General features: G+C 68.7%; 19 protein-coding genes. 10 read left to right on the top strand and 9 right to left on the bottom strand.

The window, feature by feature from the left end; translation table 11 throughout:
- The first annotated feature begins 48 nt into the window (after positions 1-48).
- The 5 genes from B1991_RS01580 to B1991_RS01560 all read left to right on the top strand — a co-directional run bounded on the left by B1991_RS01580 (position 49) and on the right by B1991_RS01560 (position 6,004).
- A complete protein-coding gene (locus tag B1991_RS01580) occupies positions 49-1,341 on the top strand; it encodes an ATP-binding protein (protein WP_136256954.1) in 1,293 nt (430 codons plus the stop codon).
- A 76-nt stretch (positions 1,342-1,417) separates the two neighbouring features.
- Positions 1,418-2,002, top strand: coding sequence for a response regulator transcription factor (locus tag B1991_RS01575; RefSeq protein WP_136256953.1), 585 nt, complete (start codon positions 1,418-1,420; stop codon positions 2,000-2,002).
- Between the two features lie 128 nt (positions 2,003-2,130).
- The gene (locus tag B1991_RS01570) at positions 2,131-4,383 is read left to right on the top strand and encodes a TonB-dependent receptor (RefSeq protein WP_136256952.1); all 2,253 of its coding nucleotides are present in this window, start codon (positions 2,131-2,133) and stop codon (positions 4,381-4,383) included.
- Positions 4,383-5,549: a sialidase family protein gene (locus B1991_RS01565; RefSeq protein ID WP_136256951.1), complete on the top strand. Its 1,167-nt coding sequence runs from the start codon at positions 4,383-4,385 to the stop codon at positions 5,547-5,549. The genes B1991_RS01570 and B1991_RS01565 overlap by 1 nt, the downstream gene beginning before the upstream one ends.
- A complete protein-coding gene (locus B1991_RS01560; RefSeq protein ID WP_136256950.1) occupies positions 5,546-6,004 on the top strand; it encodes a thioredoxin domain-containing protein in 459 nt (152 codons plus the stop codon). Before B1991_RS01565 ends, B1991_RS01560 begins: the two co-directional genes overlap by 4 nt.
- A 146-nt stretch (positions 6,005-6,150) precedes the next feature.
- On the opposite strand, the gene B1991_RS01555 is transcribed toward B1991_RS01560, so the two are convergent.
- The 3 genes from B1991_RS01555 to B1991_RS01545 form a co-directional block, all read right to left on the bottom strand.
- Positions 6,151-7,152 (bottom strand): isoaspartyl peptidase/L-asparaginase family protein, encoded by a 1,002-nt coding sequence (locus tag B1991_RS01555; RefSeq protein WP_136256949.1) that lies wholly within the window; start codon positions 7,150-7,152, stop codon positions 6,151-6,153.
- 111 nt (positions 7,153-7,263) lie between these two features.
- Positions 7,264-8,580 carry a M56 family metallopeptidase gene (locus B1991_RS01550; protein ID WP_136256948.1) on the bottom strand — a complete coding sequence of 439 codons (1,317 nt, stop codon included), beginning with the start codon at positions 8,578-8,580 and terminating at the stop codon, positions 7,264-7,266.
- Positions 8,567-8,938 carry a BlaI/MecI/CopY family transcriptional regulator gene (locus B1991_RS01545; RefSeq protein ID WP_136256947.1) on the bottom strand — a complete coding sequence of 124 codons (372 nt, stop codon included), beginning with the start codon at positions 8,936-8,938 and terminating at the stop codon, positions 8,567-8,569. Before B1991_RS01545 ends, B1991_RS01550 begins: the two co-directional genes overlap by 14 nt.
- A 154-nt stretch (positions 8,939-9,092) precedes the next feature.
- On the opposite strand from B1991_RS01545, the gene B1991_RS19160 reads away from it, so the two are divergent.
- A complete protein-coding gene (locus B1991_RS19160) occupies positions 9,093-10,454 on the top strand; it encodes a 3-oxoacid CoA-transferase subunit B (protein ID WP_136256946.1) in 1,362 nt (453 codons plus the stop codon).
- Positions 10,455-10,519: 65 nt separating this feature from the next.
- Here the strand turns inward: B1991_RS19160 and B1991_RS01535 are convergent, their stop codons facing one another.
- The 3 genes from B1991_RS01535 to B1991_RS01525 all read right to left on the bottom strand — a co-directional run bounded on the left by B1991_RS01535 (position 10,520) and on the right by B1991_RS01525 (position 12,998).
- Positions 10,520-11,536 (bottom strand): sensor histidine kinase, encoded by a 1,017-nt coding sequence (locus B1991_RS01535; RefSeq protein ID WP_136256945.1) that lies wholly within the window; start codon positions 11,534-11,536, stop codon positions 10,520-10,522.
- A 19-nt stretch (positions 11,537-11,555) separates the two neighbouring features.
- On the bottom strand, positions 11,556-12,287 hold the full coding sequence (locus B1991_RS01530) for a response regulator transcription factor (RefSeq protein WP_136256944.1): 732 nt from the start codon (positions 12,285-12,287) through the stop codon (positions 11,556-11,558).
- A gap of 87 nt (positions 12,288-12,374) precedes the next feature.
- Complete coding sequence (locus B1991_RS01525; RefSeq protein WP_136256943.1) at positions 12,375-12,998, bottom strand: arylesterase; 624 nt, start codon at positions 12,996-12,998, stop codon at positions 12,375-12,377.
- Here B1991_RS01525 and B1991_RS01520 point away from each other — a divergent pair.
- Genes B1991_RS01520 through B1991_RS01510 form a run of 3 tightly spaced genes read left to right on the top strand, consistent with a single transcriptional unit; the run spans position 12,997 to position 17,321 of the window.
- The gene (locus tag B1991_RS01520; RefSeq protein WP_136256942.1) at positions 12,997-13,698 is read left to right on the top strand and encodes an ABC transporter ATP-binding protein; all 702 of its coding nucleotides are present in this window, start codon (positions 12,997-12,999) and stop codon (positions 13,696-13,698) included. The two genes, B1991_RS01525 and B1991_RS01520, sit on opposite strands and share 2 nt — an antisense overlap.
- Entirely contained in the window at positions 13,695-16,178 is a 2,484-nt protein-coding gene (locus tag B1991_RS01515) for an ABC transporter permease (RefSeq protein WP_136256941.1), read from the top strand. Before B1991_RS01520 ends, B1991_RS01515 begins: the two co-directional genes overlap by 4 nt.
- 18 nt (positions 16,179-16,196) lie before the next feature.
- Entirely contained in the window at positions 16,197-17,321 is a 1,125-nt protein-coding gene (locus tag B1991_RS01510; RefSeq protein WP_246031022.1) for an SLC13 family permease, read from the top strand.
- A gap of 36 nt (positions 17,322-17,357) precedes the next feature.
- On the opposite strand, the gene B1991_RS01505 is transcribed toward B1991_RS01510, so the two are convergent.
- Positions 17,358-18,137, bottom strand: a complete 780-nt coding sequence (locus B1991_RS01505) for a DUF4097 family beta strand repeat-containing protein (protein WP_136256940.1) — start codon at positions 18,135-18,137, stop codon at positions 17,358-17,360.
- 138 nt (positions 18,138-18,275) lie between these two features.
- Here B1991_RS01505 and B1991_RS01500 point away from each other — a divergent pair, with 138 nt between their 5' ends.
- Entirely contained in the window at positions 18,276-18,767 is a 492-nt protein-coding gene (locus tag B1991_RS01500; protein ID WP_136256939.1) for a YfgM family protein, read from the top strand.
- A gap of 49 nt (positions 18,768-18,816) precedes the next feature.
- Here the strand turns inward: B1991_RS01500 and mazG are convergent, their stop codons facing one another.
- Positions 18,817-19,620 (bottom strand): nucleoside triphosphate pyrophosphohydrolase, encoded by an 804-nt coding sequence (gene mazG, locus B1991_RS01495; RefSeq protein WP_136256938.1) that lies wholly within the window; start codon positions 19,618-19,620, stop codon positions 18,817-18,819.
- 107 nt (positions 19,621-19,727) lie between these two features.
- Positions 19,728-20,531, bottom strand: a complete 804-nt coding sequence (gene cysQ / locus B1991_RS01490) for a 3'(2'),5'-bisphosphate nucleotidase CysQ (protein ID WP_136256937.1) — start codon at positions 20,529-20,531, stop codon at positions 19,728-19,730.

Below are 20,531 nucleotides of genomic sequence, written 5' to 3'. Positions count from 1 at the left end.
GCGACCCGCCGTCCCGGCGGGTCGCGAGCCCCCAATACATTGCCCGCCATGCCACAGCACATCGTCATCCGACGGGTAGGACCCCACGCATTGACTCGCGCACTGGCGTGGCTGCGGCTGTGCGCGATCGCCGGCCAGAGCACCGCGGTGCTGGTGTGCGCATGGTGGCTGGACCTGCAGATCCCGCTGCTGCCGTTGCTGCTGGGCATCGGCGTGCTGGCGGTGTTTGCCGTGTTTGCCGCCTGGCGACTGGCGCAACCGTGGCCGCTGCGCGAGTGGGAAGCGGTCTGTCACATCGCGTTCGACACGCTGGTGCTGGGTTATCTGCTGTATTTCACCGGCGGCGCCAGCAACCCGTTCATCACCCTGCTGCTGGTGCCGATCGCGCTCACCGCGGCGGCATTGCCCGGGCGCTCGGTGCTGGCGGTGTCCGCGCTGGCCGGCGTGGCCTACGTGATCCTGCTCTATGCGCATGTGCCGTTGCCGCTGCCCCCGAATGGCAGTGCGCCTGGCCGGTTCTCGCTGCACGTGGCGGGGATGGGCGTGAACTTCGTCATCATGGCGCTGCTGCTGAGCTTCTTCATCAGCCGTCTGGCGCGGGTACTGCGCGAGCAGCAGAAAGAGGTACAGCGCGTGCGCGAACGTGCGTTGCGCGGCGAGGGCATCCTGGCTATCGCCACCCAGGCGGCCGGGGCCGCGCATGAGCTGAACACGCCGCTGTCGACCATGCGCACCCTGTTGCCGGAGTTGCGCCGCGAACATGCCGGCAACCCGCTGCTGGACGAAGATCTGGCGCTGCTGGAGGAGCAGGTGGATCGCTGCCGCACGATCCTGCGCGAGATGATCGCCTTCGGCAAGGCGCAGCTGTCGCAGGACCCCGAGCGCATCCGCGTGGACAAGTTCATCCACGGTTGCCTGGAACGCTTCCAGCTGTTGCGGCCGGAGGCGGAGCTTGCCCTGAGCCTCGACGAGACGCTGGCCGCACTGGTGCTGCGCACGCCGGCCGGGTTGCGTCATGCGCTGATCAACCTGCTCAACAATGCCGCCGACGCCTCGGCGGCCAACGGCTCCAATGCGGTGTCGCTGCGCATCACCCGCGACGATCGCTGGCTGGAGCTGAGCGTGTCCGACCGCGGCCCGGGTTTCGACTCCGCCGACGAACTGACCCGGCTCGGCTATTCGCGCAAGCAGAGCGGGCTCGGCATCGGCCTGGCGCTGGCCGAGGCCACCGCCGAACGCCTGAGCGGCGAACTGGTGGCGCGCAACGTCGAACACGGCGCCGAAATGTGCCTGCGGCTGCCGCTGGCGGTGATCGCCGAACCCGACGAAGCCGGGCGATAGAGTTGGCCCGGAGGCGTGCAACGGCAGCCACTTCCGGCAAGAATGGGCGCCTGCCCCAGTTGAAGGAAACCGAACCATGACCGAGTCGCCCCTTGCCGATCCAGTGCGTCCCTTGCTGCTGGTCGACGACGACGCCACGTTCCTGCGCGTGCTGGCGCGGGCGCTGGGCTCGCGCGGCTTCGAGGTCATAACCGCCAGCAATTTCGACGAGGCACGCGCGCTGACTCGCCGTCATCGCCCGCGCTATTGCGTGCTGGACCTGAAACTCGGCGAGGAGAACGGCCTGCGGCTGATCCCCGAGCTGCATACCCTGGTGCCGGATCTGCGCGTGCTGCTGCTGACCGGCTATGCCTCGATCGCCACGGCGGTGGAGGCGATCAAGCGTGGCGCGCACGACTATCTCGCCAAGCCGGTCGACGCGGATGCGGTCGTACGCGCCCTGCTCGACGGCGACGCCGCCGCGCCCGAGGACAACGACCCGCCGGACGCCCCCGAACAGCCGCTGGCCCTGCGCCGGCTCGAATGGGAACACATCCAGCGCGTGCTCACCGAATGCGACGGCAACATCTCCGAGACCGCGCGCCGGCTCGGCATGCATCGCCGCACGCTGCAGCGCAAGCTCGGCAAGCATCCGGTGCGCGAGCGTCCCGGCGAGGAGTGAGGTTCGGCGCCGGCACCTTTTGGTGCCGCGCGCATCCCATGCACGTCCCGCACTGCGACAAGTTGCCGTCTGTCGCACGAGGTGCAGCGGACTATCATTGAACCTTGGACCCCCATCCAGAGTTTCGCTTGAAACGCCTCCCCTCCGGCTTCTGCGCACTTGCGCTCGTGTTGTGTGCCAGCCCCGCGCTGGCCTCCGATCCCACCCACCCGGTGACGCTGTCGCCGGTCTCGGTGCACGCCAGCGACACCATGGTGACCGAGACGCCCGCAGTGCAGGTGCGCGTCACGCGCACGCAACTGCAGCAGCAGAACGTGACCGACAGCGCCGACGCACTGAAATACGTGCCGAACATGCAGGTGCGCAAGCGCTACATCGGCGATCCGAACGCCGTCATCAGCGGCCGCAACGCCGGCACCCTGCAGAGCGCACGCAGCCTGGTCTACGCCGACGGGTTGCTGCTCTCGAACCTGATGACCAACGGCTGGGATGGCGCGCCGCGCTGGGGTATGGTCGCGCCCGGCGAGATCGGTGCGGTCGACATCCTGTACGGGCCGTATTCCGCGCTGTATCCGGGCAACTCGCTGGGCACCACGGTGCTTATCCACACGGTGTTGCCGCAGCAGTTCACCGCCAGCGTCGACGCGAAGTTCTTCAGCCAGGACTATGCCGACGATTACGGCGCCGACGGCCACTACGACGGTCACCAGGCCGCGTTCACCCTGGGCGACAAGCGCGGACGCTTCAGCTGGCTGCTCGAATACAGCCGCCTCGACAACCATGGCCAACCGATGCAGTACGCCACCGCCAAGGCTGGCGGCGATCCGGCGCTGGCGGTGCCGGTGAGCGGCGCCACCGCCGATCGCAACCCCAACGGTTCGCCACGGCTGGTCTACGGCGCCAACAGCATCGAGCACACCGTGCAGGATCAGGCCAAGCTGAAGCTCGGCTTCGATCTCGGCGAGCATGTCGCGGCGCTGGCCACCGTGGGCTGGTGGCACAACCGCGCGCAGGATCGCACCCGCAGCCTGATCCTCGACCCCGATGGCGGGCCGGTCGGCAGCGGCGTGATCGATGCGGCCGGAAAGATCTGGACCCTGCCCGCCAGCGGCCTGGCGCCGTCGAACGCACGCGACACGCACCTGCTGTACGGGCTCGAACTGAACGGCACGCTGGACAACGACTGGCGCTGGACCGCCGTCGCCAGCCACTACGATTTCCGGCATTCGCGACTGCACAGCGCCAGCCTGGCCGAGCCCGGCACGCCACGCGGCGGGCCTGGCACCGTGGCGAGCAAGGACGGTTCGGGTTGGGACACGTTCGACCTGCGCAGCTCCGGCCCGCTCGGCGAACGCCACCTGTTGTACGCCGGCGTGCATGGCGACCGTTACGTGCTGATGACGCGGGTGCACGACGCCAGTGACTGGCGCGGCGACGCGGACGGCGCATTGCGCAGCGTCTACGCCGGCCGCACCCAGACGCGCGCCGCCTACCTGCAGGACGTGTGGAGCTTCACCGACGCCTGGACGCTCACCCTCGGCGGCCGTCTGGAGCAATGGCGCGCCTACCGCGGCGTGCTCGCCAATACCGTCGACACGCTGCGCTACGCCGACCGCAAGCGCACCGATTTCTCGCCCAAGACCGCGCTGACCTGGGACCTGGCGCAAGGCTGGGAACTGCGGCTGGCCTGGGGCAAGGCGGTGCGCTATCCCACCGTGTCCGAACTGTTCCAGGGCAGCATCTCGAATGGCGCGATCGTCAACAACAATCCCGCGCTCGCGCCGGAAATCGACCGCTCCACCGATCTCACCCTGACCCGCCACACGGACAACGGCCACTGGCGCGTCTCGCTGTACCAGGACCGCATCGCCGATTCGCTGTACACGCAGACCGACATCACCGTCAGCCCCAGCGTGACCAGCGTGCAGAACATCGACCGCATGCGCGGACGCGGCATCGAGGGTGCGTTCGATTTTCACGACGTCTGGCTCGATGGACTCGACCTGTCCGCCAGCCTCGCCTTCAACGACGCCCGCACGCTGCGCGATCGCCAGTATCCGCTGGCCGAGGGCAAGGTGTTCCCGCGCATCCCGAAACTGCGCGCCAGCGTGTTCGCCGATTACCGCTTCGCGCCGCAATGGGACGCTTCGCTTGGCATCCGCCATTCCGGCCGCCAGTACGGCAGCCTGGACAACAGCGACCACCTCGACAGCTACGGCGCGGTGAGCCGCTTCACCGTCGCCGACGCGAAGCTGCGCTGGAAGTTCGCACCGGCCTGGACTGCCGCGCTGGGCGTGGACAACATCGGCAATGCACGTTACTGGGTCTACCATCCCTACGCCGGCCGCACCTGGTTCGGCGAACTGCGCTGGGAGTTGTGATGCGTCGCCTGCTGGTCGCCCTGCTCTGCCTGCTCTCGTCCGTCGCCTTCGCCCACGACGGCATGCGCATGGAGATGCCGAAAGGCCCCGCACTGGGCGCCAGTGCAGCGTTCGACAGCCGTGGTGACCTGTACGTCGTGGACGCAGCCGAAGGCCACGTGCGGCTGCGCCACTCCGACGACGACGGCCGCACGCTGAGCGCGCCGATGCCGGTGAACGCGGTCGCCGAACGCATCTACAGCGAAGGCGAGAACCGGCCGAAGATCGCCTTTGGCCCGCACGACGAGCTCTACGTGAGCTGGTCGCAGCCGCGCGCGGCGCCGTGGACCGGCTACGTGCGTTTTGCCCGTTCGCTGGATGGCGGCAAGCACTTCAGCACGCCGATCACCGTGCACCACGACCACGCCGAGATCACCCATCGCTTCGATGCGCTGGCCGTCGACGGCCACGGCCGCATCGTGATCGCCTGGATCGACAAGCGCGACCTCGAGATCGCGAAAGCCGCGGGCCGGCCCTACGAGGGTGCCGCGGTGTACTACAGCTGGTCCGATGATGGCGGCAAGAGCTTCGTGCCGGAACGCAAGCTGGTCGACCACAGCTGCGAATGCTGCCGTATCGCGCTGGCGCGCATGCCCGACGGCGAGGTCGCCGCCTTCTTCCGCGGCATCTACGGCGACAACATCCGCGACCACGCGTTTGCCGTGCTGCACACCGACGACCGGGCGCCCCAGGTCGAGCGTGCGACCTTCAGCGAATGGCACATCGCCGGTTGCCCGCACCACGGACCGGGTCTGGCGATCGCCGCCGACGGCGCGCGTCACGCGGTGTGGTACGAGGCCAGCCACGGCCCCGCGATCTGGTACGGCCAGCTCGATCCCGGCCAGCGGCCGCGGCAGTTGCTGAAGCTCGCCGGGCCCGGGGCCAGCCACGCCGACGTGGCGGTGCACGGGCACACTGTATGGGTAGTCTGGAACCAGGTCGGCGCGGACGGCTATCGCCTGATGCTGCGCAGCTCGAACGACAGCGGCGCACACTTCGACGCGGCGCGCGCGATCGCGGACAGCACCGGCGCGGCCGGCTCGCCGCAATTGCTGCAGAAGAACGGCCACGCCTTCGTCGCATGGAACACCGCCAATGGCTTTCGTCTGATCCGGGTGACGCCATGAAGCGTCTGTTGCTGATCGTGGCCCTGTTGTTCCCCGTGCTGGCCATGGCCGGCACGCTGCAACCGCTGGCGGCCGACGACGTCGCCGCGCTGCTGAAACCGCCTGCGCACGGCGAGCGGATCATCGCGCTGTGGGCGCTGGACTGCGCCTATTGCGAGCCCAACCTGGAAGCGCTGGCCAGACTGCAGCGGGCCCACCCGCGCGACATCGAGCTGGTGATCGTCACCACCGACAGCATCGAACGTCGCCAGGCGATCGAGGCGCACCTGCAGCACATGAAAGTGGACGGTTTTCCGAATCGGGCCTACACCGAAGCCACGCCCGATCGCCTCAACTTCCTGCTCGACCCGAACTGGGGCGGCGAGACCCCTCGCGTGCTGGTGATCCGCGCCGACGGCAGTCGCCTGGGCATCAGTGGCGAACTCACTCCCGCGCAGTTGCACAAGATCCGGTAGGGCGGGCAACGCCCGCCGGCTCCTTCCTGCACCGTAGCCAGGAGCGGCGGGCAGTGCCCGCCCTACCGCTGGTGCAGGAGCGCATCCTGTGCGCGCGACTTTTCGGTCACATGGCGAAGGGCATCGTGCACGGGGTACGCTCCGCGTCAGGGTTGTTCGTCGCTGTCGGCCGGGGCCGGCTCCGGGATTTCCGTGGTGCCGTCGTCCTCGTCGCCGTAGATCGCCACGTGCGGCACGCCGTCAGCGCCGATCCAGCCGCGGTACATGCCGTCGGTGTTGAACGGGATCGCGATGTGGCCTTCCGCGTCCAGCGCGATGGCGCCGCCGTTGCCGCCCATCGACGGGATCTGCTGGTTGATCACCTCGGCGGCGGCCCGTTTCAGCGGCACGCGCATCTGGGTCACCTTCATGCAGATCTGGTGCGCCGCCACGGTGCGGATGTAGAACTCGCCCCAGCCGGTGCCGGAAACCGCGCAGCCCTCGTTGGCGTAGGTACCGGCGCCGATGATCGGCGAATCGCCGATGCGGCCCCAACGCTTGTCGGTCATGCCGCCGGTGGAGGTGCCGGCGGCCAGGCGGCCACGCGCGTCCAGCGCCACCGCACCGACCGTCCCGAAATGTTTGGCCGTCTCGACGTCCGCATGCGGTTGCTTGTCCGCGTCCTCCTTCAGCGCCCGCTGCAGCTGCTGCCAGCGCGCATCGGTGCGGAAGTACGCGGCATCGACCAGGGCGATGCCCTGCTCCTTCGCGAACGCTTCGGCACCGGCGCCGGACAGCATCACGTGCGGCGAATGCTCCATCACCGCGCGTGCCAGCAGGATCGGATTCTTCACGTGCTCGACCCCGGCCACCGCGCCGGCGCGCAAGGTGTCGCCATCCATGATCGCCGCGTCCAGCTCGTTCCTCCCGTCATGGGTGAACACCGCGCCCTTGCCCGCGTTGAAGTGCGGATCGTCCTCCAGCACGGCGATCGCCGCGATCACTGCATCCAGCGCGCTGTCGCCGGCCTTGAGCCGGGCATGGCCCTGCTGCAGCGCCTGGGTCATTGCCGCACGCACGGCCTGTTCCTTCGCCGGCGTCATGTCACGCACGACCACGCCGGCGCCACCGTGGATGACCAGCACGGGCGAAACGGCGGCGTGGCTCATGGCGGTGATTCCGAAGGCAGCAAGAGCAAGGAACAGGTGTGGCGGCTTCACATGGGACTCCTCGAACGCATGTCGCGGAGTATAGCCAGTGGTGCCCGCCAAACCCGGTACTCAGCAACCGATGCTGGGCGTCAACTCGATCTTGATGGTGTGATCCTCAACCACCTTGCCGTCCTTGCCAGCTACCTGCTGACCCACCTGGATGGTGGCCGTCTGCCCGGGATGGGTACGGACCCCGGGATCGACCGGGGCCGGCAGCGAGCCGCCGCTCAAGTGCGCCTGGACCTCCAGCATGCCGTGTTCGGCCGGCACGACGGTATAGCGACCATGCCACGGCGGCAGCGTGCCGATGGCCGTCTGGGTATCGGTGTAGTACTCACCAGATTTCAGGCAGCTCGTCGCATGCAGATGTGCCGGCTGGCCATCCACGCCAAGCACCAGCTTGAGCGTGTAGCGCTGGTCCGGGCCTGCGGGGCCGGACGACGATGCCTGTGGGCCCGGCTGGCTGGCAGCGAAGGCCAGGCTGCTCACGGCCAGCGCCAGCAGGAGCATGGTCACCACGCCGGACATTCGGCGACGAGGATCGGGACGAGGCAATTTCAACATGGCGATGCGCTCCGTGAGGGGATGACGAGACGACCAGGCACAGCCCACGGGCAAGGCAAGCATCGCCAATGGGGTTTTCAACATGGCCTGCGCATACGCGCGCCGCTGCTCGCCGTGCTGGCGCAGAACACTGGCATCGCAGGCGAGCTCCTGGTCGTGACGGAACGCGCCAAGAGCCCACCATGCAAGCGGATGGAACCAGAACGCCGCGGCGAGGCTCTGCGCGAGCAGACACCAGCAGCCGTCACGCCGGCGCGCATGCGCCATCTCGTGGGCGATGATCAATTCCTGCTCGACCGGGTTGTAGCGTCGTTCGAAATCGCCGGGGAGCACGATGCGGTACCGCCACGCACCGACCACCGCCGGACCGACACTGGCACTTGCTGCCAGCAACACTGGCCAGCGCGAGGACGGCACGAGCAGTGGCATCGCGTCCGAAAGGCGCTGCCTGTAACGCCACTGGGCAAGCATGCCTGTCAGCATCGCCAACGCGACACCCGCAAACCACAGCAGAGCCAGACCGCCACGCCAGTCGAATTCTGCGCCACTCACGTCTGCCGCCGGCAGCGCGGCGCCCGCCGAGGTGATTGCGTAGACCAGGGCCGAAAGCGTCGTGCGCTCGGCCCCTGGCGCATGCGGCAACTGGCTTGCCAGCACCGCCAGCGGCGGCAGCAACCACAACTGGAAGGCGCGCTCGGTGCCGAACAGGCGGCGACAGGGTTTGCGCAAGGCAGCGACGACCAGCACCGCGGCGGTGAAGGCCAGCAGTGCCAGCCAGCCGCGGGCGGTCCATGCGGTCACCAGCGCATCAATGCTGCTCATCGTCAAGCTCCTTCAGCAGCTTGCGCAGTTCGGCGATGTCCTTCTTCGACAGCTTGCGCTGCTCGGAGAAGTGCACCACCAGCGGGGCCACGCGGCCGCCGAACAGGCGATCGAGCAGGCCCTTGCTCTCCTGTTGCACGTATTGCTCGCGCGCCAAGAGCGGCGTGTAGAGGTAGCGGCGGCCGTCGCGTTCGGCGTGCACGGCCTTCTTCTTCAGCAGGCGATTGAGCAGGGATTTCACCGTGCCCTCCTGCCAGCCCTGTGCCGGGCCCACCTCGGCCAGGATCTCCTCGGCCGTGCGCGGCGCCTCGCGCCACAACACGTCCATCACCACCGCTTCGGCTTCGCTGATTGCCATGGATCACCGTTTACGCGTGTAAGTGAATTTATGTTTACACGTGTAATTGCTTGCGTCAAGCCCTGTGCCTGCGCCTTTGCGACCTTGGTACAAGGCCGGCCGGCGCCATTCCGTCGTATCCTTGGCAGCTGACTCTCCTGAGGAAGGCACAGCGATGGACAAGGTTTATCCGAGCGCGGCGAAAGCCCTTGACGGCCTGCTGTTCGACGGCATGACGATCGCCGCCGGCGGTTTCGGCCTGTGCGGCATCCCCGAAAACCTGATCGGCGGCCTGCTGCAGGCCGGCACGAAGGACCTGACCATCGTCGGCAACAACGCCGGCGTGGATGATTTCGGCATGGGCCCCCTGCTCAAGACCCACCAGGTCAAGCGCGTGTACGCCTCCTACGTGGGCGAGAACAAGGAATTCGAGCGGCAGACGCTGGCCGGCGAGCTGGAGCTGCACCTCACCCCGCAGGGCACGCTGGCCGAGAAGCTGCGCGCCGGTGGCGCCGGCATCCCCGGCTTCTACACGCGCACCGCGTTCGGCACCAAGCTGGCCGAGGGCAAGGAAACCAAGGTGTTCCACGGCAAGGAGTACGTGCTGGAGGAATCCATCACCGCCGACCTTTCCATCGTCAAGGCGTGGAAGGGCGACGCGATGGGCAACCTGGTGTTCCGCGAGACGGCGCGCAACTTCAACCCGATGATCGCCACCTGCGGCAAGGTCTGCGTGGCCGAGGTGGAACACCTGGTGCCGGTCGGCGAGCTGGACCCGAACAACATCCACGTGCCGGGCATCTACGTCGACCGCATCGTGCAGGGCGCGAAGTACGAGAAGCGCATCGAGATCCGCACCCTCGCCGGCGCCAACACCGGCAAGGAAAACCCGATGCGCACCGCGATGGCGCAGCGCGCCGCGAAGGAACTGCGTGACGGCTACTACGTGAACCTCGGCATCGGCATCCCCACCCTGGTGGCCAACCACATCCCGGCCGGCGTGAACGTGGTGCTGCAGTCGGAGAACGGCCTGCTCGGCATCGGCCCGTTCCCGACCGAGGACCAGGTCGACCCCGACCTGATCAACGCCGGCAAGCAGACCATCACCACCCTGCCCGGCTCGGCATTCTTCTCCAGCGCCGATTCCTTCGCGATGATCCGCGGCGGCCACATCGACCTGTCGATCCTGGGCGGCATGGAAGTCTCCGCCACCGGCGACCTCGCCAACTGGATGGTGCCCGGCAAGATGGTCAAGGGCCCGGGCGGCGCGATGGACCTGGTCAGCGGCGTGCGCCGCGTGGTGGTGCTGATGGAGCACTGCGCGAAGGATGGCAGCCCGAAGATCAAGCCGCAGTGCGACTTGCCGATCACCGGCAAGGAATGCGTGGACCTCATCATCACCGACCTGTGCGTGTTCTCGGTGGAGAAGGGCAAGGGCCTGACCCTGATCGAGCTCAACGAGGGGGTGAGCCTGGACGACGTCAAGGCAAAGACCGGCTGCGCGTTCGCCGTGGTCCCGGCACTGCAGGCCGGTTGATGGTAGGGCGGGCACTGCCCGCCAGCTCTTTCGGTTCCGGAGCAAATTGGCGGGCAGTGCCCGCCCTACGGAGCGCGTTCCGCCGCGGCGCTTGCCGGCAAGGCGTCGGGAAAACGGATGCACGCGACGCTTTCCTGCCCCGCGTGCGTCTTCAGATCGAGCGGCCAGCCGAAGCGGTCGCTGATCTGCCGCGCGATCGCCAGTTCGAAACCGTGCCGGTCGGCGCCGGCTGCGCCGGGATCGGCATCGGTGGCGTCCTCGGCCGGGACGAGGTTGCGCACGCTCACCATGCCGGGATCCACGCGCACCACCACGCTGCCGCGCTCGGCCTGCTGGCAGGCATTGCGCAGCAGCTGCCAGCACAGCACAGAGAACACCCGCGGCGAGCTGTCCAGCGCAAAGGCGGCCGGTTGTTCCAGACGCAACTCGATCGGCCGGCCGCAGAGCATCTCGCGCGCGGCCTGCAGTTCGCCCTGCAGCACGTCATTCACCACGAAGCGTTCGGTATCCACCGGCGTGCCGGCATCGCGCGCCAGCACCAGCAGCGCCTCGACCAGCATCTCCAGTTCGCGCGAGGCCCGCTTGATCCGGCGCACCGAGCGCGTGCCGAATTCGCTCAGGTCCTTTTCGTCGGCCAGCATGTCGACCGACATGCGGATCACCGTCAGCGGGCTGCGCAGTTCATGGCTGGCGTCGCGGGTGAAGTTGCGCTCGCGCTGGCCGTAACCGGCGATGCGCGTGGCGAAGCCATGCAGGCCACGCGCCAGCGAGGCCACGTCCGCATCCGTGCGGCGCGACAGGCGTTGCGGGTGGAACGCTTCCGGGTCGGGCTTGGCGTCGTTCCAGCCGGCCATCAATCGCGCCAGCGAGCGGATCTGCACCCACTCGTGCTGCGCGGCCAGGCAGGCCAGCACGGTGGTGATGAAGATCAGCACGATCACCGCTTCCCACGGCGCGACGTTGAAAATGCCCATTGCACCGATGATCAGCAGGGCCACGAACTGCAAGCCGAACACCCAGGCGATGCGTCGTTTGAAGGCCCCCGTGCGGAATGTGATGGCGTTCGACACCCTGCTGTTCATTGCCCTCGCCACCTCACCGTCACGCGGGTTGCTGCGCCGACGCCATTTCCGATTCCAGGTCGGCCAGCCGGTAGCCAGCGGAATGGATGGTATGTAGCAAAGGCCGTGCGAAGGGTTTGTCGATGACGCGGCGCAGGTTGTACAGGTGCGAGCGCAGCGTGTCCGAATCGGGCAGCGTGTCGCCCCAGATCTCGCGTTCGATGTCGCGCCGGCTGACCACCCGCGGCGACTCGCGCATCAGGATCGCCAGCAATTTCAGGCCGATCGGCGACACCACCAGGTCCTGGCCGCCGCGGGTGAGCCGCAGCGTGGCGGTGTCCAGCGTCATGTCGCCCACGGTGAGCACCTCGGTGGAGACCTGACGGCGGTCGCGGCGGATCAACGCACGCAGGCGCGCCACCAGCTCGCGCACCTCGAACGGCTTGACCAGGTAGTCGTCGGCGCCGGCCTCCAGGCCCACCAGCTTGTCCTCCAGCGTGTCGCGCGCGGTGAGCATCAGCACCGGCGTGGATTTCTTCGCCTCCTTGCGCAGCTTGCGGCACAGTTCCAGGCCGTCCAGCCCGGGCAGCATCAGGTCGAGCACGATCACGTCGTAGCTGTTGGAGACCGCCAGGTGCAGTCCGCTCACGCCGTCGGCGGCGTAATCGACGGAGTAGCCCCGCATTTCGAGGAATTCGCCCACCATCTCGGCGATCTGGCGGTTGTCTTCCACCAACAGGATCAGGCCCGCTTGCTCGTCATGAGTCGTCATGTGTTGCCTCGCTGTGGTCCGGTTTCACATTTGTGAAGGTATACCCGGAGCCACGGTGACGATGGCGTGAACTGGCCGCGGCGCCGTTCAGTGGACGTTGGGTGCGCGCAGCAGCGGTTGCAGCACCTTCCAGACGTTTTCCAGCACGCGCGGTTCGGCGGCGGCCACCGGATGCAGACCATCGGCCTGCATGAGGTCGGGGTCCAGCGCGACGCCTTCGAGCAGGAACGGCAGCAATGCGACTTTCCGCTCGCGCGCCAGGTCGGCGTAGATCGCGCGCAACCCGTCGCGGTACTGCGGACCGTAGTTCACCGGCAGCTCGATGCCCAGCAGCAGCACGCGCGCCTTGTGCCTTTGCGCCAGCTCGATCATCGCCGTCAGGTTGTCGCGCAAGGCCGGCAACGGCAGCCCGCGCAGACCGTCGTTGGCGCCCAGTTCGATCACCAGCACCGTCGGCTGGTAGGTTTGCAGCAAGGCGGGCAAGCGGTGGCGGCCGCTCAGCGAGGTTTCGCCACTGATGCTGGCATTGACCGCACGCCACTTCGGCACCATCTTGCCCAGACGGACATCCAGCAGATGCACCCAGCCGGCCTCGACCGGGATGTTGTGCGCGGCGGACAGCGAGTCGCCCAGCACAAGGACGGTCTTCGGCGCCGCGTGGGCGACGCCGAAACCGCAGAGCAGAACCAGCAACCACAGGCATCGCCGCATGAATGATTCTTCCCGTCCCGTCCTCGAAGCCCGTGATGTTAGCAAGTCGGTCAGTGGCCCCGAGGGCCGGCTGGACATCCTCGACGGCGTGGACCTGCGCGTGATGCCCGGCGAGAGCTTCGCCATCGTGGGCGCCTCCGGCTCGGGCAAGACCACCCTGCTCGGTCTGCTGGCCGGGCTGGACACGCCCGACCGCGGCCACATCGCGCTGGACGGCCACGCATTGCAGCAGCTGGACGAGGAAGCGCGCGCCGAACTGCGGCGGCGACTGGTCGGCTTCGTGTTCCAGTCGTTCCACCTGCTGCCCGCACTCACCGCCGAGGAGAACGTGATGCTGCCGCTGGAACTGGAGGGCAGCAGCGCGGCGCGCAGCCGTGCGCGCGAGGCGCTCGACGCGGTGGGCCTGAGCGCGCGGCGGCGTCACTATCCCGCGCAGCTTTCCGGTGGCGAACAGCAGCGCGTGGCGATCGCCCGCGCCTTCGTGCACGGCCCGCGCGTGCTGTTCGCCGACGAGCCCACCGGCAACCTCGACCAGCACACCGGCCACCACATCAGCGACCTGCTGTTCTCGCTCAACCGCGACCACCGCACCACCCTGGTACTGGTCACCCACGACGCCGGTCTGGCCGCGCGCTGCGATCGCCGGATCGAGCTGGAGGAAGGGCGCGTGGTGCCGACGGCCGCGAGCGTGCCGGCATGAACCTGTTGCGCTTGTCGTTGCGCAGCCTGCGTCGCGAGTGGCATCTGCCGGAACTGCGTACGCTGGTCGCGTCGCTGGTGCTGGCGGTGGTGGCGCTGGGCGTGGTCGCCACGCTGGCGAGCCGGATCGAGCGCGGCATGCTGGCCAGCGCCGCGGAGTTGATCGGCGGCGACATCGGCGTGTCCGCGCCACAGGCCCTGCCCGCAACCTTTGTCGATCAGGCACGTCGGGACGGCCTGCAACTGACCCGCACCGCAAGCTTCCCCAGCGTGGCGTTCGCCCACGAACGCACCCAACTGCTCGACGTGCAGGCGGTCGATGCGGCCTATCCGCTGCGCGGCACGCTGGAACTGCACGATCGCAACGGCCACGTCCTGCCTGGTCACGCGCCCGCTGCCGGCGAGGTTTATCTCGATCATCGCGCGCTGGTCGCGCTGGGCCTGGCCGTGGGCGACCACCTGCAACTGGGCGGGCGCACGCTCACCATCGCCGCCGAACTGCTGCGCCAGCCCGACGGCGGCGAACTGCTGGCGCTGGCACCACGCGCGCTGATGAGCCTGGCCGATGCCGAGCAGGTCGGTCTGCTCGGACGCGGCAGTCGCGCGCGTCATCGGCTGTTGCTGGCCGGTGCGCCGGACGCGGTGCGCGCCTGGCGCGACTGGGCCGAAGCGACCGAACTGCCTTCGGGCGCGCAACTGGTCACGCCGGAGCAGACCCAGGAACGCATGCGCAATGCATTCGACCGCGCCGGCTCGTTCCTGCGGCTGACCGCGCTGCTGTCGGCCCTGCTCGCCGGCATCGCGATCGCCCTTTCCGCCCAGCGCTACGCTCGCCGCAAGACCGCCGAAGTGGCCTTGCTGCGCGCGCTGGGTACCTCGCGTCGACGCGTGCTGGGCCTGCTGCTGGGCACGCTGGGCGCGTTGGCCGTTCCGGCGGCCGCGCTGGGCATCGCGCTGGCGCTGGGCCTGGCGCAGCTGGCGTGGTTGCTGGCCAGCCAGCTGTTCGGCAGCGTGCCCACGGTGTTGCCGCTGGCACCCGCATTCGCCGCCGCGGCGATGGGCATCGCGGTGCTGGTCGGTTTCGCGCTGCCGCCGCTGGCACGGCTGGCCGAAGTGCCGCCGGTGGCGGTGTTCCGGCAGAGCATGTCGCGGCGCGTGCGGCGTTTCGATGTGCTGTATCTGATTCCTGCACTGGTGGCGCTGGGGCTGATCTGGGGTCAGAGCGGCTCGCTGCAGCTGGCCGGCATCCTCGCCGGCAGCCTGCTCGGCGTGAGCGTGCTCGCGGCGCTGCTGGCCGGTGCGCTGCTGTGGCTGGCCCGGCGCATCGCACCGGGCGCGCATCCGGCGTTGCGACTGGGCCTGGCGGCGCTGGCGCGACGGCCGGCGCTGAGCGTGATCCAGGCGACCGCACTCAGCCTGGGCCTGTGCGCCCTGCTGCTGCTTGCCGTGGTGGCGCCGGCCCTGCTGCAGGGTTGGCGCCAGGAATTGCCGGCGGACACGCCCAACTGGTTCGCCCTGAACCTGCAAAGCGACCAGCGCGCCGGTTTCTCGCAGTCGCTGGCGCGGATCGGCGCCGACCAGCTCAACATGCTGCCGCTGGCGGTGGGCAAGCTCACCGCGATCAACGGCCGCGCCATCGACCAGCTGCAGTTCGCCGACCCGCGCGCCAAGGAGTGGACCGATCGCCAGCTGCGGCTGTCGTGGTCCGCGGCGCTGCCGCCGGCGAACGAGGTGGTGGCCGGCCGCTGGCATGGAGCTGCGCCGGATCGCCCCGAGGTTTCGATCGACACCATGTGGCGCGACATGTTCGGCCTGAAGGTCGGCGACACGATGCGCTTCGACGTCGGCGAGGGCAGCCTGGAGGCACGCGTGGGCAGCATCCGCAAGGTCGACTGGAGCTCGTTCCGGGTCAACTTCTTCCTGTTGTTCGACCCGGCCCACGCCGATACGTTGCCGCACACCTGGCTGGCCAGCTTCCACCTGTCATCCGGGCACGCGGCGGAACTGGCGCAACTTTCGCGGGATTACGGCAACCTCAGTCTGGTCGACGTCGACTCGCTGCTTGATCGGGTACGCGAAATCGTCGACCGCGTGGGCAGCGCAGTGCGCTGGATTCTCGGCTTCAGCCTGCTGGCCGGCATCCTGGTGCTGGCCGCCGCGCTGGCCGCCAGCGCGGCCGAGCGTCGCCACGAAGCGGCGCTGCTGCGCACGCTGGGTGCGCTGCGCGCGCAGTTGCGCCTGGCCGCGGCCTGCGAGTTCGCCCTGCTGGGCCTGGTCGCCGGCCTCACCGCCGCGCTGGGCGCGGCCGGCGCCGGATGGTGGCTGGGTCGGGCGGTGTTCCACATCGAGGGCTTCGTGCCGCCGGCATGGCCGCTGGTCGCCAGCGCCGCCGCCGCCGCGGGGGTGGTGATGCTGCTGGGCCTGGTCGGCACGCGCCGGGTCAGTCGCACGCCGCCGATGCACCTGTTGCGCGAGGGCTGAGCGCGCGTGGAACCTCTCGTGTCGTCGTCACCCGCCACCGGCTGGCGCAAACGCCTGCAGCACGAATGGCTGCTGCTGGTGTTCGCCGCGCTGGTGCTGTTGCTGGCGCTGCTCGATCCGCGTCCGGTCGACGATTATCGGCGCTGGCTGCAACTGCCCACGCTGGCCGGCCTGACCGGCCTGCTGATCGCGATCCAGGGTATCCGCGACAGCGGCCTGGCGCAGCACGCGGCAGCCGCTTCGCTGGCGCGGGCGCACTCGTTGCGCAGCCTGGGCCTGCTGCTGGTGGTCGCCAGCGCATTGCTTTCGATGGCGCTGACCAACGACGTGAGCCTGTTCCTGATCGTGCCGCTGACCGTGTCCATCGGCGCGATGTCCAACCTGCCGGTGCTGCGCATGGTGGTGCTGGAGGCGCTGGCGGTGAACGCCGGCTCTACGCTCAGCCCGATCGGCAACCCGCAGAACCTGCTGCTGTGGCAGCACTCGCGACTGTCGTTCCTCGATTTCGCCCTGGCGATGCTGCCGGCTGCAGCCGTGATGCTGGCGCTGGTGGCGGCGCTCACCTGGTACTGGCTGCCGCGCGATCGGGTGGCATTGAGCCCGCAGCGCATCGACGGCGCGGTGCACTCGGGCCGCCTCGGCGGGTGGTCGATGGCCGCGTTGGTCGGCATGGTGGTGGCGATGGAATACGACCTGGCACCACTGGGCGCCATGGCGCTGCTGGCGCTGTTCGGCGCGCTGGCTCGCGCGAGCCTGGCGCGGATCGACTGGCTGCTGCTGCTCACCTTTGCCGCGATCTTTCTCGGCCTCGGCCACTTCGCCGAACTGCCGCTGATGCAGCGCATGCTCGACGGACTCCATCTCGACCAGCCACCGGTGCTGTTCGCCGGCGGCATCGTTGCCTCGCAACTGATCAGCAACGTGCCGGCGACCGTACTCCTGCTCGACCGCTCGCCCGATGCCGTCGCACTGGCGGTGGCGGTCAATGTGGGCGGCTTCGGCGTGGCGATCGGTTCACTGGCCAACCTGATCGCCCTGCGTCTGGCCCGACAGCCGCACGGCCTGCGGCAGTTGCACCGGGTGTCGATTCCGTTCCTGCTGGTATGCGCGCCACTGGTGTATCTGGTTTCACGCTGTCTGTAGGCGCGCACAGGGTGCGCTCTTGCAGGGGGACGCGCATCAATCGTCGTCGTGCGGCACGCTCACCTTGCCCTTGACGCCGGAGTGATCGACGTCGCCGCTGCCCTTGGCGCCGAGCGTGAGATCGCCGCCGACGTCGCGCACGGTGAGGTCGCCCGAGCCCAGCGTGTCGGCGTGCACGCTGCCGCCGACGTTGCGCAGCGTGACATCGCCCGAGCCGATGCTGCCGATGCTGGCGTCGCCCTTGACGCCATCGGCCTCGAAATCACCCGAACCCACCGAACCCAGCTGCAGGCTGCCGATGTCGCTGGCGTCGACGTCGCCGGAGCCCACGCTGGTGGCGAATTTGCCGGCCACCTGGTGCACGTGCAGGTCGCCGGAACCGACCGTGCTGCGCAGATCCTGCACGCCGCGGACGTCGGCGTCGCCGGAACCCACGCGCACGGTGACCGGCACGTTCGCCGGCAGGTTCACGGTGACGTCGAGGCTCGTGCTGACGTTGCTGCCGAACAGGCTGAAATTGAAACTGCGGTGGTCGCCGCCGATGTCGATCAGCAGCTGGTCGCCATCGCGCCGCTGGGTGACCGTGAGCTTGTCCAGCGCGGCTTTCTCCGACGCACAGGCGCGCCCGACCAGGGTCAGACCCTTGCTGTCGGCACCGCCGATCAGGTGCAAGTCGTGGCTGTTGACGTCGATCTGCACGCTGCGGACGCCCGCCAGGTCCAGTTGCAGGTTGCGCGGGGCCTCGAACTTGCACGATCCGGCGGCGAACGCGGTGAATGGGGCAAACAGCATGGCGGCGATGACAAGACGGCGCATGGGACTCTCCTCGGTGGTCGACCCGGCTTGGATGCAACGGACCGCAAAAGGGTTGCAAGCATGACAGCAGTCTGAACGCCGCAGTCAACTCCTGCGCGGCCGGCGCGTTGATCATCCCACTACCCACGGAGACAGCCCATGCAACGCAAGACCCTCCTCGCTTCCGCCCTCGTCGCCCTGCTGGCCGGCTCGGCCACGTTTGCGATGGCCCAGGACGCGCCCGCGCCGCCTGCCACTCCGCACGCGGTCATCACCAAGCAGGCACGCATCCTCCCCGGCGACCGTGATCACGGCATGGCCGGCCATCGCATGCACCACCAACAGCGCAGCGGCGTGATCGGCGACCTGCGCGCCATGGAGCGGCTGTACCAGCAGGCCGGCCGCGGCAAGGAGATGACCGCGGTCTACAACGACGTGCTGGCCAAGTCGCAGGACCCGCGCGTGCGTGACTACGTCTACCAGCGCTTGGCCCGCCTGCAGGCGCAGCCGGCCAACGTCGACCAGGCGATCGCCACGCTGCGCAAGGGGCTGGACGAGAACCTGGCCAATGAGGCGAAGATGCGCGCCGAGCGCGAGAAGATGCGCGCGGCCTGGCAACAGCGCGCCGGCGGGACGCCCCCGGCAAAGTAATCGCATCACGCAAGCGGTGACGACGCGGCGGCTATGGCCGCCGCGTCTTTCAGTGGCCGCCCTCGTCCTGCTTGGCCCGTCGCCACAACTGCTCCTGCTCCTCCAGCGAGCGCCGGGAAAACGCCGCGCCCTCGGTCGCGGCCAGCTGCTCCATGCGGCGGAAGCGCCGTTCGAATTTCGCATTGGCATGCCGCAACGCCTGCGAGAAATCCACCCCGGCGTGGCGCGCCAGGTTCACCATCACGAACAGCACGTCGCCGATCTCGTCCTCCAGGCGCGCCGGGTCGGCGCCGTTGGCGAACTCGACGCGCACCTCCTCCACTTCCTCGGCCAGCTTCTCCAGCACCGGTTGCGGACCGGGCCATTCGAAGCCGGTGGCAGCAGCACGCTGCTGCAGCTTGTGGGCGCGTTTCCATTCCGGCAAACCGCTCGATACCCCGGCCAGCGCACTGGCGTCGTCGGTTCGGCCCTTGGCCGCACGTTCGTCCGACTTGATCTGCTCCCATGCCTGCATCTGTTCGGCCAGGTCGGCGTAACGCGCATCGCCGAACACGTGCGGGTGGCGGCGCAGCATCTTGGCGCTGATCGCGTGGGCGACGTCGGCGAATTCGAACAGGCCCTGCTCGGCGGCCATCTGCGCATGGAACACCACCTGCAGCAACAGGTCGCCGAGTTCGTCGCAAAGATCGGTCCAGTCGCGCCGGTCGATCGCATCGGCGACTTCGTACGCCTCCTCGATCGTGTAGGCGGCGATCGAGGAGAAATCCTGTCGCACGTCCCACGGGCAACCGTTCTGCGGATCGCGCAGGCGCGCCATGATGGCGAGGAGATCGTCGATGGAGTGTCGGGTCATGGGATGAGAAGTGAGTGGAGAGGAGTGAGAAATGAGAGAAAGCAGGAGCGTGCGCGAGTGAGACAGGGCAGAGCGTGAGCCCCTTGCTCCTCACTCCTCTCCACTCACTACTCGCCTCTCGTCAGGCGCGCCGCCCAGTCGATCGAGAGGTCGCCGATGGCGACAAACTCGGGATTCAACAGCGACTCGCCGCGGTTGTAGCGGAACGGTTGGCCGGCGAGATCGAGCACCGCGCCGCCGGCTTCGTCCAGCACGCATTGCGCGGCAGCGGTGTCCCACTCGCTGGTGAGGCCCAGGCGCAGATAGATGTCCGCCTCGCCACGCGCGATCAGGCAGAACTTCAGCGAGGAGCCGAGCGGCACATGTTCGTAGTCGCCGCCGGTCAATTGTTCGAGCAGGCCACCCTGCGTGCCGCCGTGCGAACGGCTGCCGACCACCCGCGGCGGATCGCCCAGCGGCCGCGTGCGGATGCGCCGCCACGGCCCCCCGTCGCGTTCCTGCAACCAGGCACCCTGGCCTTCGGCGGCCACGTACAGCTCGCCGGTGACCGGCGCCAGCACCACGCCCAGCACGCTGCGGTGGTCGTCGATGAGCGCGATGTTGACGGTGAACTCGCCATTGCGCTTGACGAACTCGCGGGTGCCGTCGAGCGGATCGACCAGCCAGTAGCGCGCCCAGTGCCGGCGTTCAGACCAGGGCAACGCCTTCGCCTCTTCCGACAGCACCGGCAACTGCTCCTGCAGCGTGGCCAGGCCGGCCACGATCACCCGCTGCGCGGCGAGATCGGCGGCGGTCAGCGGCGAGTTGTCGCCCTTGGTCTGCACGGCGAAGTCGCCGTGGTACACCTGCAGGATCGCTTCCGCCGCGGCGCGCGCGATCGCGCCGATCTGCCGCGCCGGTTCGGGCGGCAT

This window comes from Rhodanobacter lindaniclasticus (assembly GCF_004799035.1).
Classification (GTDB): Bacteria; Pseudomonadota; Gammaproteobacteria; order Xanthomonadales; family Rhodanobacteraceae; genus Rhodanobacter; species Rhodanobacter lindaniclasticus.
Note: the sequence above shows the minus strand (reverse complement) of the source record. Positions and strands in the feature narration are given on the sequence as shown.